This window comes from Kitasatospora sp. UYEF31, from assembly GCF_057291755.1.
The window spans coordinates 1-13,818 of the sequence record NZ_JBXAWK010000015.1 but is presented as its reverse complement, the minus strand read 5'-3'; the positions used below and the strand labels follow the sequence as shown (position 1 = coordinate 13,818).

The window sequence follows — 13,818 nt, the reverse complement described above, 5'->3', positions numbered from 1 at the left end:
GGCCCTCTTCGGGCTCTGGGCCGCCCGAAGGAACGTCCCGGGATTCGGCCACCAAACCGCTGCGGATATGCGACTGTGGTGACGTACCGGAGCGTACGTCACGACGCTGGGTGACTGAGTGCCACGCAGCAGTGCGCTCGCTGGTGCCCGAGGGGAGAGCCGGATGCACGATCGGCTGGATAACGCCGGTGCGGTCGCACCTGACGAACCGTTGGTCCCCACCCCCCGCAACCACGGGGAGAGCGGCCCGGTGGCCAGCGCCGAGTGGCAGTTGGACACCGAAGAGATCCGCTGGTCCGACGAGATGTACCCCCTGTTCGACCGTGATCCGGCCCTGGGGCCGCTGCGCCTGGAGGACATCCCGGACACACTCGTGCCGGACGACCGCGCCGCCGCCGTGGAGCTGTTCCGCGGGCTGCGCGAGGAACTGCGCAGCGTCGAGGGCGAGTTCCGGATCCAACGGCCGGGCGGCCGGGTGCGCACAGTGCAGCTGGTCGGCGAACCCGTGCAGGGTCCCGGCGGCCGGGCGCGCAGCGCCTGGGTGCTCCTGCGCGACGTCAGCATGCTGCGGCAGACGCAGCTGGCGCTGCACGACACCCGCGAGCAGTTGATGGCGCAGCGTCAGCTGGCCAGGGCCGAGCACCGGATCGCCGCCGAGTTGCAACGGGTGGTGATGCCGTGGTGGCACCGCCCGGTGGCGTTGCCGGGCCTGGAGGTGGCGACGCGGTATTTCCCGGCGGAGGCCCTCGCCCGGGTCGGCGGGGACTGGTACGACGGGCTGACCCTGCCGGACGGCGCGGTGCTGCTGGCGCTCGGTGACATGTCCGGGCACGGGCTGACGGCGGCGTCGGGCATGACGACGCTGCGCGGCGCGCTGGAGGGCATCGCGATGACCGGGGCGTCCCCGGGGCGCATCCTGTACTGGCTGAACCGCCTGATGGTGCACACGCTGGCCGACGAGGCGGTGGCCAGCGTCGTGTGCTGCCGTTTCGACCCGCGCACCCGGGTGCTGACGTGGGCGCAGGCGGGGCATCCGACGCCGATGCTGTACCGCGGCGGCACCGGGAGCCTGCTGGATCCCCCGGAGGGGGTGCTGCTCGGCGCGAGCGACGAGCCGGTGTACGCGGAGTCGCGGGTCCAGACGGAGCCCGGTGACGTCGTGCTGATGTTCACCGACGGCCTGGTGGAGCGGCGCGGTCAGGACGTCGACGCCTCGGTGCGTCCGCTGCTCGACCTGGCGCCGCGGCTCCGTGACAAGGACGCGCGTACGTGTGTGGATCTGGTCGTCAGCCGGCTCGGCCACACCGACTACGAGGACGACGCGTGTGTGATGGCGGTGCGGGTGACGCAGCCCTGCTGAGCGTCACCCGGTCCCCGATGGGCGGACGGGCATCCCTTCTGCGATCTCCTCGCACACCTCCCTGATCCCGGTGACCCCGCGGAATCCTTCCGCAGTCCTGCGCAGATCGTCCAGCCGGTCCCAGGTGCGGTGGGAGGAGATCTCCGCCGTGCTCCGCAGGGCCCGGCGCGCCGCGTCCGCGGCCCGGTCCGGCTGCTGGTCGAGCAGACACGCAGCGGCCAGCGAGATCAGGTCGAAGGTGTGCGCCCGGCGTTTGCCGGGTTCGCGCAGTTCCAGGGCCTGCCGGGCGTAGCGCTGCGCGGCCGCCGCCGCTGCGCGGTCCGGGTGCCCGCTGTCCGCCCCGGTCTCGGCGAGGGTGCGGTGCACCAGTGCCTGCATGCCGCACAGATCGGCTTCGTCGAAGTAGGCGATCCAGTCGGGGTCTTCGAATCCGGCCGTACGGTTGAACTCCTGCTCGGCCTGGACGAGTGAACGGCGGCACTCCTGGGTGCGGCCGAGGGCCGCCTGGGCCCACGCCCGGACGGTGTGGAACATCGACCGGGTGCGCGGACCGGCGGTGGGGCCGCCGGTGCGCTGGGCGAGTTCGATCAGGGAGAGCGCGTCGGCCGGGCGGCCCAGGTGCACCATCTGCCGGGCGGCGCGGGACAGCGCCTCGGCCGCGCGCGGCAGGTCGCCCGCCTCCCGGGCGGCGTGTGCGGCGATGACGAAGTAGTTCTGCGCGGTGGGGTCCAGGCCCACGTCGTGCGACATCCAGCCGGCGAGCGCCGCCAGGCCTGAGGCCACCGCCCACAGGCGTACGGTGACCGGGCCAGGATGGGCGAGGGCGACGAGGTTGCCGACCTCGTTGAGCTGGCCGACCACCGCTTTGCGTTGGAGGCCCCCGCCGTGTTCGGCGTCCCAGCTGCGGAAGACCCTGACCGCTTGTTCGAGTGCGGCGACCTCGTCGGTGCCGACCGGGCCGTGGTCCTGCGGACCGCTGCCGTCGGCGGTCCCGGGTTCCAGTTCGGCGAAAGGACCCGCCCAGTAGACGGTGCCCTCGGCGTGCGCCGCGCGGGACGGTGGGCGCGTCGGCGCACCCGGCTGCTGGCCCTGGTCCGGGACCGGGGCCGCATCCGGGACCGGGACCGGGGCCGGAACCGGCCCCGTGGCCTGTCCCGGGAGCCGCCGCCGCCTGACCGGGGGCCGCATCCACTGCCCCAGGTTGGCGACCAGGGCGGGTCCCGGGACCATGGCGAACCCACCACCGGCGAAGCCCCGCCGGTTGAGCATCAGGTCCATACCGGTGTACTCGGTCAGTGCCGCGAGGCAGTGGCCGGTGCTCCACGGCAGGTCCTCCTGCGGGAACTGGGTGCGCGCCATGGCCCGTTCCTCCAGGCCGAGCTCCTCCGAGGTGACCACGCGCCCGAGCCGTTCGGTGAACAGGGCGGCCAGGACCCGCGGAACGGGCTCCCGGGGCCGTTCGCCGTCCTCCAGCCAGCGCCGCACCCTCGAGGTGTCCGTGGCCAGCTGGGGGCAGCCCATGGCCGCCGCGCGCCGGTTGACCAGGCGGGCCAGTTCCCCCTTGGACCAGCCGGTCATCGTGAAGATCTCCACCAGCCGGTCGTTGCGCTCGCGGCCCATCCGCCCAACCCCTAATCGACTCGGCTCACCAACCCTGACCGGCGTCCGCCCGGACCGGCCGACGGGCCGGAACAGGGCGGGCCGTCCGGTTCCGAGAGTAGTGCTGTGCGGAGTGCTCCACTCCGATTCGCCAGGTTTCGCCAGGGGTCGCCAGGTGGAGCACCACCCTGCGCCGGATGTGTCGTTAGGAACGTGGATCCGGCTACGTGGGCCCCCACCCGCCGCGCGGCCGGATCCACATAGGTGGAGAACGAACCGGAGACGCCGGGTCCACCGAAAAGACCGGCAGGACCAGAGCGGAACACACCGGCAGAACAACGGGCAACCGATCCGGATCCCAGGGAACAGCGCGTCTGGAGCACGTTTTCTGCAAACCCCCACAGCACCACAACACCGGTGCCTCCCGTGCGGGGTCCGGGGTTCATCCCCGGATAGACACAGTAGGAAAGGCCGTCGATGTCCCCCTCTGCGACAAGTCCCCGAAACCGCGCCGCCGCAGGGTCAAGCAGCGCCCCACCTGCCCCGTCACGCCCCCCGGGGCGCGGAACCGTCGCGCAGAACGGCCGCAGGCCGGCGGAAGTCCCATCGGGTCCGGGCAACCCCGGTACCGCGCCGGGCAGCCGCTTCAACCCCGCGGACCGGCACCCGGGAGAGCGCGACTCCGCCGAGTACGGCAACCCCAGAGTCCCAGGTCCCCGCCCGTCACCCGACGCCAAGGGGCCCTCCCGGCGCGACCCCGCGGGTCTTCCCGCCGCCAGGGGCCCCGGCGCGCGGGTCGGCGTCCCGGCGTCCCCGTCGCCCGAACAGACGGTCCTCGCCGGTGTGGCCGCCGCCGCCGCGAAACTGTGCCCGGGGTTCACCCCGGGCGCGGTACTCCACCGCTCGGGCAAGTCCGTTCTGCTCGCCGGCAGCCTCGGCCGGGAGTCCGTCGTGGTCAAGTGCCTGCTCGCCGACTCCCCGCACTGGGTGCAGCGCTTCCGCCAGGAGGTGACCGCTTACCGCACCTTCACCCGCAGGCGGCCCCCGGTGCGGGTACCCCGGCTGGTCGCCGCCGACGCCGAGCGCGGAATCATGGTGCTCGAACACGTCCCCGGACGCCCCGCCGCCCGGGACCGGCACCCGTCGGCCGCACTGGCCCGCGGCGACGTCCGCGCGACCCTGCAGGCGGTGTCCGCGCTCAACCAGTGGCGTCCGCCCGCGGGCACGTTCCCGTTCGCGTTCGACTACCCGGCGCGCATCGACCGCTATCACACGCTCGGACTGCTGACCGACCGCGACGCCACCGACCTGAGCCACCTGCTGCGCGGGGTGGCACGGATGACTCCGCAGTTCTGCCACGGCGACCCGGTGCCGCCCAACGTCCTGCTGACCTCGCACGGCCCGGCCCTGCTCGACTGGGAGTCCGCCGGCTACCACCTGCCCGGCTACGACCTGGCGGTCCTGTGGACGCTGCTGGCCCGCGATCCGATGACCAGGCGGCACATCGTCCAGCTCGCCCAGCAGGAGGGCAGCCAGGCCCGGGACGCCTTCCTGGTCAACCTCATGCTCGTGCTCGTCCGGGAGATCCGGCTGCACGACGGTTCCGGCGCCGCTGACGACAACCGGCGGGTGCTGCGGCGCCTGCACGACGACTGCACGGTCGTCCGCCGGGCGGTGCGGGCGGCGGTCGGCACCCGCTAGGCAACGCCGGGGTCCGGCGCACCGAAAAACGACAGGCGCCCGTGTATGGCCTTGACCTACCGTCGCTTCCCATGACGTCAACGGACGCGCGCGGGCGCCTCACCAGCAACCCCTTCGACCACCGGGTCACCAAGGACGGAAAGGTCCTGGTCTCCCGTGGGGGCCGGCTGGTCGTCACCGTGGGCGGTGCGAAGGCGGCCCGGCTCAGTGCCGTGCTGGACGCGGCCCCCGACGAGGACGCCGTCCAGCACCTCCTGGCCCGTGCCACCGGCCACTACAAGCAGGGCAACGAACGCTGAAGGGCCCGCCGGAGACGGGCCCTTCAGTCACTCAGTAATCCAGCTCAGCGGTCCAGCTCAGCGGTCCAGCTCAGCGGTCCAGCTCAGCGGTCCAGCTCAGCGGTCCAGCTCAGCGGTCCATAGGGCCGACTCAGCCGAACTGGTCCGCCGGAATCGGCTTGAGCAGCTTGAACACGTCGTCGGTCAGCGGCCGGTCCCACGACACGACCCGCACCTGGACGTGGTCGTCACGGTCGAACTCCATGCAGGCCAGCCGCCCGCCCTCGTACTTGACCTTGCGCAGGATGAGCAGCCCGTCGTCCATCATCATGGGGTACTCCTCGACGCTCAGTTCCTCCGGCATCTCGTCGTGCCCGAGGGCCGCGACCAGCTGCTGCGCCTCGATGCGCCCGGCCTCGGGCGCACGCGCGGGGGAACCGGCCGGCAGGTTGCCCACCAACATGGCGGGGCCGCGTCCGGCCAACAGGTCGTACCGGATGAAGACACCCTGGTTGCTCCCGTCCTCACCGGGCAGCATGGCCACGACCACGGAGCCCGGCCAGTCGGTGAACGGAACAGCGAGGACGTCGAAATCCGGCCCAGCGGGGCGGCGGCGGCGCAGAAAACCCATGGTGGTCATGCTACGGCCCGGAGCGGGCGGACCGCCGACCGACCTCGCCCACAGCGTCGGCGGGGCCTTCCCCGCGCGCAAATGCGCAAGGTCCGCCCCGGCAGAGGGCGGACCTTGCACATAGCGCGGTTGAGAAGAAACCTCAGGCGAGCGGGCGGACCTGCTCGGCCTGCGGACCCTTCTGACCCTGGGTGACCTCGAACTCCACCCGCTGGTTCTCTTCCAGGGAGCGGTAACCGCTGCTCTGGATGGCGGAGAAGTGGACGAAGACGTCTGCGCCGCCGTCGTCCTGGGAGATGAACCCGTAACCCTTGTCGGCGTTGAACCACTTGACCGTACCGGTGGCCATAGTCAGCTTCCTTCACAAAAACCCTCGAATGCCGCACCTCACGACATCGGGTCGCCGTTGTCGAAGCGCTCCCACTCCCCGTCACACACCCGGCGAGAACTCCGAGACACCGAGTGACCGCCACCGGGCTCCGCGCGGACGCGTCGCTTGGTGCCGACCATTCAAAAAACGCCCCCGGTCACTGTCTCCGCAGGCGTCAGGTCTTGCGAGGGAACTACTACTACTGCTGCAACCGGCGACCACGTTACACGGACGGGCCCCGGCGCAACAGCCCCTCACCCACTGGCCTTTCACCCGAATGTGATCACTGCGGAGAAGCTCTCAGAACAGCCCTGGGGCTGCTTCCGGAACAGCTCCGGGCTGCTCGGGGAGCTGCTCAGCCGAGCCCGCCGCCACACCCGGCACAGCTGTTGTCCTGACGGGCCGCCAGATCACTCGGAGCGGTTGTTCACCGAGCGGTCCGACGCCGGTCACCCGACGTCCGGGTCCCCGTCGTACGGCCTTCATAGCCTCGCGTCCATGGCGACGACGACCACCGCACCGACGACGGCGAGGCCCGGGACGCGCCCGGGCACACAGGCCACTCCTGACCCGCAGCCGGGATCGGGCAACAACTCTTCCCCCAAGCGGCCGGCGCAGCGGCCCAAGCTCAGGACGATACTCAGGCTGGCCGTACGGTCGGTCTTCCGCGCTGTGTCCACCGCCGCCCGGCTGCGACTGGCCGCGATCGCCCTGCTGTGCGGGACCGCCGTGCTCCTCGACGTGGTCTCGGTGGGCACCGCGGACGCCCGCCACGGGGTGGGCACGGTCGCGCACGAGGCCGACCGGGTCGCGGTGGCCGCCGACCTGAACTTCGCCCTGGCCGATCTGGACACCCAGGCTGCGAACATCCTGCTGATCGGGCACGACGAGCAGATCGGCAACAAGCAGCTCGCCCTGCGCACCCTGCGCGAACGCCGCGCCCAGGTGTCGGCGGACGTGCAGACACTGCTGTCCATGGGGAGCACCGGCGCTGAAGCCGCCACCACCCGCACACTGTTGGACCGGCTCGCCCGGTTCGACGCGTTCAACGCCGAGGCTCAGCAGGCCGACGAACGGGACCGGGAGCGCGCGCCCGGCCGTCCGGGGGCACTGGCCCTCAACGCGTACACCGCGGCGACCTCCCTGGTCCACCAGGACCTGTTGCCGATCGGCGGCACCCTGGGCCGGTCCGCCGCCGACCGGCTGGCCGCCGCCTACCGGGCGGACCGGTCGGACGTCCACCGCGGCTGGCTGCTGACCGTCGTCTCCGGGCTTGTCGTCACCGCCGGGCTCATCGCCCTGCAGGTGTGGTGCGCGCGCCGGTTCCGACGGTTGTTCTCCCCGGCGCTGGTGGTGGCGACGCTGCTCACCGCCGGAGCCGCCGGGTGCACCGCATTGCTGCTGTCCGGACATGGGGACCGCCTGCGCGCGGCCGAGTCCGCGGGATCCACTCCGTACACCGTGACCGCCGGGGCCCGCGTGTCCGCGTCGGCCGCCTACGCGGACGCGGTCCGTACGGTGATCCTGCCGGACGCCGCGCCGGGCTACCGGGCCGGTTTCACCGCGAAGACCACTGATCTGCAAGGCCCTTCGGCGCGGGCCTGGCAGAGCGACCGGCTGCGGACCTTCACCGCCGACTCGGTAAAACTGATGGACGCGGCGGCGGCCGGACGCACGGAGACCGCCGTCGGCCTGGCCACGGCGGTCTCCCGGGGCAACCTCGGGTTCTCCTTCTTCGACTACGAGAGCTCACTGGAGCGGGCAGCAGCACTCGACCGGACGGTGTTCGCGGAGCGGACAGCCGCCGGCCGGGACGCGCTGCGGCTGTATCCGCTGCTGCCGGTCGTCCTGCTCTGCGCGGGCGCCGCCGCGGTGGTCGTGGGGGTGCGCCCGCGCCTGCGCGAGTACAACTGAGGCCCGGTGCCTCAAGCCCGCCGGTAGACCGGCTTCCGCTTCTGCGCGAACGCCGTCGGACCCTCCTTCGCATCAGCGGTCGCGAAGACCGGCTGCCCGATTTCCAGCTCCCGTTTGAGGCCGTCCGCCTCTGACAGCGCCGCCGTCTCCAGGATCGACTTCTTGACCGCCTCGACGGCCAGCGGCCCGTTCGCGTTGATGATCGCGGCCGTCTCCAGCGCGGCGTCCAGAGCGCCGCCGGACGGCACCACCCGCCCGATGAGCCCGATCTGCCGGGCCTCCTCCGCGGTGTACCGACGGCCCGTCAGCAACATCTCCATCGCGTTGGTGTAGCCGATCTGCCGCTGCAGCCGCACCGTGGAGCCGCCGAGCGGGAACAGGCCGCGCCGCACCTCCGCCACCGCGAACACGGAGTCCTCCGCCGCGACCCGGATGTCCGTGCCCTGCAGGATCTCCGTACCGCCGGCCACGCAGTAGCCCTCGACCGCGGCGATCAGCGGCTTGCGCGGACGGTGGTGCCGGAGCATCGCTTTCCAATGCAGGTCCGGGTCGTCCTGCATGCGCTGCCGGTAGTCCTCGCCGCCGACCATGGCCGCACCGGCGAGCGCCTTGAGGTCCATGCCGGAGCAGAAGGTCCCGCCGGCGCCGGTGAGGATGATCGAGAAGATCCCGTCGTCGGCATCCGCCTGGAGCCATGCGTCGTACATACCGACGAGCATCGGCAGGGAGAGCGCGTTGCGCGCCTCGGGCCGGTTCAGCGTGACTATCAGGGTGCCGTCCCGCTTCTCCACTGACAGGTGCGGGTTGTCGCTCATGGGATATTTCGACCTCTCGACTGTGCCGCCCTTACCGGAACGCGCGCTACGCGCGGGGTGAGGGCTGTCCGGCGCCGATTGTCAACCCATGTCATTGCTTGAGTCAAGGGAATCAATCCCGACGGAGCGCCTCCCCGGGACACTCCCGGACTCACTTCCGGACGAACCGCCAACCAGCCGCCCAGGCGCCCCTCGGAGAAAAAAGTCAGGACCCCATACTATTTTCCCGAAACCTCTGGAAAACACCGCTCTCCGGCTCTACGCTCCGCGCCATGGAATTCAACCTCGCCGACCTCTTCGAGCATGCGGTTGACGAATACCCCGAGCGTGAAGCACTTGTCGCCAATGGGGCACACCGTACCTACGCCGACCTCGAAGCGCGGGCCAACCGCCTCGCCCACCACCTGGCCGACCAGGGCGTACAGCCCGGCGACCACGTCGCGGTCTACGCGTTCAACATCGTCGAGTGGGCCGAGGCCATGCTCGCGATCTACAAGATCCGCGCTGTGTGCGTGAACGTGAACTTCCGGTACGTCGCGGACGAACTGGCCTACCTGCTCGACCAGGCGGCGCCGGTGGCCCTGGTCTTCCAGCGGCAGTTCACCGACCGGGTCGCCGAGGTCGCGCCGAAGGTCGCCTCGCTGCGGCACCTGATCGTGGTCGAGGACGACACCGCCCCCGACCTGTACGGACCGGTCACCGCCGAGTCCCTCGGCGCGGTCGCGTTCGAGGACGCCATGACGGCGCAGTCCTCCGTACGCGATTTCGGCCCGAGGTCCCCCGACGACACATATCTGCTGTTCACCGGTGGCACCACCGGCCTGCCCAAGGGTGTGGTGTGGCGGCAGGGCGATGTCGTCTTCGCCCTCGGCGGCGGTATCGACCCGACCAACGGCACCCGGATATCAGCGCCGGAGGAGATGGCGGAGAAAGGGCGCAACGGGCAGATGACGTCGCTGCCCATCGCGCCGCTCATGCACGGCGCGACCCAGTGGGGCGTCCTGCAGAACCTCTGCAAGGGCCACCGGGTCGTCCTCATCGACAAGTTCGACGCGCACGGCGTCTGGCAGCTGGTGCAGGACGAGAAGGTCAACGTCATCCTGATCACCGGTGACGCGATGGCCCGCCCGCTGCTTGAGCAACTGGACGAACACGAGTACGACCTGTCCGCCATGTTCGCCGTCTCCTCCAGCGCCGCACTGTTCTCACCCGCCCTGAAGGAAGCCTTCATGGAGCGCCTGGGCTGCATCGTCTCCGACGCCATCGGCGCCTCCGAGTCCGGCGCGAACGGCGTCGGCGTGGCGGTGAAGGGCGAGACGGGACAGCAGCGCGAGGGCATCACCGTCAAGGCCGTCCCGGGTTCAGTGGTCCTGGACGACGATCTCAACCCGTTGCCGATCGGCGTTCTGGGAAAGCTCGGACGCAGCGGAAACATCCCCCTCTGCTACCTGAACGACCCGGTCAAGACCGCCGAGGTTTTCCGCACGGCCCCCGACGGCACGCGCTACGTCATCCCCGGCGATTACGCCAAGCTGGAGGAGAACGGCCACATCACCCTGCTCGGCCGCGGCTCCGCCACCATCAACTCCGGCGGCGAGAAGATCTTCACCGAGGAGGTCGAGGGCGCCGTCAAGGAGCACCCCGAGGTGTACGACGCGATCGTCGTCGGCGTCCCGCACGAGCGCTGGGGCCAGACTGTGGCCGTCGTCGTCCAGGCCCGTACGGGCAAGACCCCGACTCTCGCGGACATCCAGGAGCACTGCCGCGCCAGGATCGCCGGCTACAAGGTCCCCCGGGTGCTGCGCCTGGTCGCCGAGACCCGCCGCACCCCGACCGGAAAGCCCGACCTGGTGTGGGCCGCTTCCGTGGCGTCCACCGAAGAATAGAAGACGTTCGTACGGGTTTCCCAGGTTGCGTGGCCCCGCCCCGGAAGGTCTCCGGGCCGGGGCTTTCGCATAAGCCCTTCCGTACGGAAGAAGACATGCCGGAGCCGCCCCTCCGCTTTCACCGAAACTTTCACCGAAGTTTTCGCTGACGCTCTCGCCGAGGGGCGACTTCAATTCAGCCGTACGGATTTACAGAGCGCGTTCCCGGCCCGCCCAGAAGGGGTCGCGGAGTTTGCGCTTCTGGAGTTTCCCGTTCGGGTCACGCGGCATCGTCTCGATGAAGTCAACGCTCCGCGGGCACTTGTACTTCGCCAGCTTCTCCGCGCAGAACGCCAGCAACTCCGCGGCCAGTTCAGGACCCGCCGTCCGGCCTTCGCCCGCCTCGACGACGGCCTTGACCTCCTCGCCCCAGTCCTCGTGGGGGATGCCGAACACCGCCACGTCAGCCACGGCCGGGTGCTCCAACAGTGCGCTCTCGATCTCCGCCGGGTAGATGTTCTGCCCGCCGGAGATGACCATGTCGATCTTGCGGTCGCGCAGGAAGAGGTAGCCGTCCTCGTCGATGAACCCGACGTCGCCGACGGTGAACCAGTCGCCGATCCGGTTCTTCCGCGTCTTCTCCTCGTCCCCGTGGTACTTGAAGCCGCCCACCTTCATGATCATGTAGATGGTGCCGACCTCGTTGGCCGCGAGCCGGTTGCCCTCTTCGTCGAAGATGGCGATCTCACTGATCGGCCAGGCCGTACCGACGGTCCCCGGCTTCTTCAGCCACTGCTCCGCGGTGCAGAAGGTGCCGCCGCCCTCGCTCGCGGCGTAGTACTCCTCGATGGAGTTGCCCCACCACTCGATCATGCGGCGCTTCACGTGGTCCGGGCACGGCGCGGCCCCGTGCAGCGCGTGCTGCATCGAGGAGACGTCGTACTTCGCCTTGACCTCGTCCGGCAGTTGCAGCAGCCGGTGGAACTGGGTGGGCACCATGTGAGTGTGCGTCACCTTGTAGCGCTCGATGACGCGCAGCATCTCCTCCGGCGACCACTTGTCCATGAGGACGACGGCGTGACCGATGTTCAGCGACTGCTGGGCGTGCTGGAGGACGGCCGTGTGGTATAGCGGCGAGCCCACCAGGTGCACATTGTCGTCGAACGGCCGGATCTTGTAGAGCAGGAGGGTCCCGCCGTGCCGCTGCGCCTCGGGGAGCACATCGGCCAGCGGTCGCCGCACCCCGCGCGGACGCCCGGTCGTGCCGGAGGTGTAGTTCATCGTCACGCCGGCCGCCCGGTCTGCGGGCGTCGAATCCGACTGCCCGTCCAGCAGTTCGGCGAGCGGCCGGAACCCGGCGATCTCCCCGACGGCGAACCGCTTGTCCGCGGGGAAGCCGACTTCCTCCGCTGCCTTGACCACCACGTCGGCGAAGCGCTCGTGCCCGATGAGCACCTTGGCGCCGCTGTCGCTCAGGATGAAGGCGAGTTCCGGCCCGACCAGGTGATTGTTGACCGGCACCATGTACATCCCGGCCTGCGCCGCGGCCAGGTACGTCACGATGTACTCGGCGCAGTTCGGCAGGACCACACAGAACACATCACCGCGCCCGAGCCCTGCCGCACGAAGCCCGTGGACCGTGCGGTTCGCTGCGGCGAGCAGCTCACCCGCCGTCCAATCGACACCGTCCGGGTCAACAAGAGCGAGCTTGTCCGGATGCCGCCCGGCTATGGCGTAGAAGCCGTTCGCCTGCTGTACACCACTGTCGTCCTGAGCCACGTGCCATCCCCTCCACCGTACAAATACTTGACACCGCCTAGCATTGTGTCCGCATCCGACGCCGAAAGGAAGTCTGGAAACCTTCCTATTTTTCAACGGCTCTCTGGTCCTTCACCGACCTTCGCCGACCCGTCAAACGCTGTTCAACGGCGTACGGCCTACCCGCCGCGGTCGTCCGCCCCGCTTCACACCTCGACCTTCCTCCTTCCTCAACCGTCACTCGAGACTGAGGCCCGCTCCTGGCTGCTCAACCGACCGGCATCGGCAGCCGGGCCGGCGACGGAGCCACATGCGGACCGAGGCGTTCGACCGCCGCCCCGATGTGCGGCGACGGGTACACAACACGGATCAACGGCGTGATCACACCCGATCCGCGCCGCAGTCCCCGCAGCCCGAGCTTGACCGCGAACTCCGGCAGTCCCCGCCGCCCGTAGAGCCGCTGTGCCCACAACGGCAGTGACCCGTACGCGAGTTCAGACAACTGACGCCACAGAATCTCCCGCCCGAGCCACAAGGCCAGAGGTACGGGCGGACGCCGCAGGAAGCGCCAGACCTCCTGCGCTTCCTGGGAATCAGCCAGCACAGGACGCACTTCGTCAAAGTAGGCCCGCATCTCCTGGACCGCCCCGGGGACATCATCCACCGCCAACCCGACGAGCACCGCGGCCTGCCGTTGTTCAGCGAGGTAGAGGTCGGCCTGCTCATCGTTCAGCGGATACCCAGACCGCCGGACGACGTCGAGGTACGAGCTGACTTCCGCACAATGGATCCACCGCAACAGCGCCGGATCGTCGACCCGATAAGCCTCACCCGTGTCGGGATCAGTGGCCTGCAACCGCGCATGGATGCGGCGCACCCGCGCCCCTGCCCGTTCCGCCTCCGCCCTGGTGCCGTAGGTGGTGACGCCTATGTAGTCCGCGGTACGGAACAGCCGGCCCCACGGATCGCGCCGGAAGTCGGAATTCTGCATGACACCGCGGACCGCACGGGGGTGCAGTGCCTGGAGGTACAGCCCCCTGACGCCCGCCACCCACATCATCGGATCCGCGTGCAGTTGCCAGGTCACTGAGTCGGGCCCGAAGAGGCCGAGGCCATCCTCAGGTCCACCGGCTCCGAAGCGATCGGGACTCTCCTGCTGGGGTTGCTCGGTCTTCTCCACACCGGTCAGCGTACGACCGGCTCGGCAAACGCAAAAGGCCCCCGTCCATAAGGACGGGGGCCTTTCACTCAAGATAATTCCGGCGGCGACCTACTCTCCCACACCCCTTCGAGTGCAGTACCATCGGCGCAGGGAAGCTTAACTACCGGGTTCGGAATGGGACCGGGTGTTTCCTTCCCGCCATGACCACCGGAAACCAGTCAGACCCACAAGGATCTGGTCGGAAAACCAGCTCACAACAGTAAACTCATACTGTTAACAAACGGCTCACCAGAACCAGTCACGGTCTGGGAACCACACAGTGGACGCGTAGCACCTGAGGACAATTCCTCGGCCTATTAGTACCG

At 69.8% G+C, this 13,818-nt stretch carries 11 protein-coding genes and 1 rRNA gene; 5 read left to right on the top strand and 7 right to left on the bottom strand.

Going from position 1 to position 13,818, the window contains the following annotated elements; genetic code table 11:
* Positions 1 to 163 precede the first annotated feature (163 nt).
* Positions 164 to 1,360, top strand: coding sequence for a PP2C family protein-serine/threonine phosphatase (locus tag AC0Z36_RS10100; RefSeq protein WP_485462422.1), 1,197 nt, complete (start codon positions 164 to 166; stop codon positions 1,358 to 1,360).
* Between the two features lie 3 nt (positions 1,361 to 1,363).
* Here AC0Z36_RS10100 and AC0Z36_RS10095 read toward each other — a convergent pair whose 3' ends face one another.
* On the bottom strand, positions 1,364 to 2,980 hold the full coding sequence (locus tag AC0Z36_RS10095; RefSeq protein ID WP_485462421.1) for an NsdA family TPR-like regulatory protein: 1,617 nt from the start codon (positions 2,978 to 2,980) through the stop codon (positions 1,364 to 1,366).
* A gap of 822 nt (positions 2,981 to 3,802) precedes the next feature.
* Between AC0Z36_RS10095 and AC0Z36_RS10090 the strand changes: the two genes are divergently transcribed.
* Both AC0Z36_RS10090 and AC0Z36_RS10085 read left to right on the top strand, forming a co-directional pair.
* Positions 3,803 to 4,660 carry a phosphotransferase gene (locus AC0Z36_RS10090; protein ID WP_485462420.1) on the top strand — a complete coding sequence of 286 codons (858 nt, stop codon included), beginning with the start codon at positions 3,803 to 3,805 and terminating at the stop codon, positions 4,658 to 4,660.
* A gap of 71 nt (positions 4,661 to 4,731) precedes the next feature.
* On the top strand, positions 4,732 to 4,959 hold the full coding sequence (locus tag AC0Z36_RS10085) for a hypothetical protein (protein WP_485462419.1): 228 nt from the start codon (positions 4,732 to 4,734) through the stop codon (positions 4,957 to 4,959).
* Positions 4,960 to 5,089: 130 nt separating this feature from the next.
* Here the strand turns inward: AC0Z36_RS10085 and AC0Z36_RS10080 are convergent, their stop codons facing one another.
* Positions 5,090 to 5,569, bottom strand: coding sequence for a hypothetical protein (locus AC0Z36_RS10080; RefSeq protein WP_485462418.1), 480 nt, complete (start codon positions 5,567 to 5,569; stop codon positions 5,090 to 5,092).
* Positions 5,570 to 5,711: 142 nt separating this feature from the next.
* A complete protein-coding gene (gene cspE / locus AC0Z36_RS10075; protein ID WP_485462417.1) occupies positions 5,712 to 5,918 on the bottom strand; it encodes a transcription antiterminator/RNA stability regulator CspE in 207 nt (68 codons plus the stop codon).
* Positions 5,919 to 6,437: 519 nt separating this feature from the next.
* On the opposite strand from cspE, the gene AC0Z36_RS10070 reads away from it, so the two are divergent.
* Positions 6,438 to 7,853 carry a hypothetical protein gene (locus AC0Z36_RS10070; protein ID WP_485462416.1) on the top strand — a complete coding sequence of 472 codons (1,416 nt, stop codon included), beginning with the start codon at positions 6,438 to 6,440 and terminating at the stop codon, positions 7,851 to 7,853.
* Between the two features lie 11 nt (positions 7,854 to 7,864).
* Here the strand turns inward: AC0Z36_RS10070 and AC0Z36_RS10065 are convergent, their stop codons facing one another.
* On the bottom strand, positions 7,865 to 8,668 hold the full coding sequence (locus AC0Z36_RS10065) for a crotonase/enoyl-CoA hydratase family protein (RefSeq protein WP_485462415.1): 804 nt from the start codon (positions 8,666 to 8,668) through the stop codon (positions 7,865 to 7,867).
* Positions 8,669 to 8,940: 272 nt separating this feature from the next.
* On the opposite strand from AC0Z36_RS10065, the gene AC0Z36_RS10060 reads away from it, so the two are divergent.
* A complete protein-coding gene (locus AC0Z36_RS10060) occupies positions 8,941 to 10,554 on the top strand; it encodes an acyl-CoA synthetase (RefSeq protein WP_485462414.1) in 1,614 nt (537 codons plus the stop codon).
* A gap of 189 nt (positions 10,555 to 10,743) precedes the next feature.
* On the opposite strand, the gene AC0Z36_RS10055 is transcribed toward AC0Z36_RS10060, so the two are convergent.
* The 3 genes from AC0Z36_RS10055 to rrf form a co-directional block, all read right to left on the bottom strand.
* On the bottom strand, positions 10,744 to 12,312 hold the full coding sequence (locus AC0Z36_RS10055; RefSeq protein ID WP_485462413.1) for an acyl-CoA synthetase: 1,569 nt from the start codon (positions 12,310 to 12,312) through the stop codon (positions 10,744 to 10,746).
* 247 nt (positions 12,313 to 12,559) lie between these two features.
* Complete coding sequence (locus AC0Z36_RS10050; protein ID WP_485462412.1) at positions 12,560 to 13,471, bottom strand: oxygenase MpaB family protein; 912 nt, start codon at positions 13,469 to 13,471, stop codon at positions 12,560 to 12,562.
* A gap of 77 nt (positions 13,472 to 13,548) precedes the next feature.
* Positions 13,549 to 13,665 (bottom strand): 5S ribosomal RNA (rrf, locus tag AC0Z36_RS10045).
* Positions 13,666 to 13,818 lie beyond the last annotated feature (153 nt).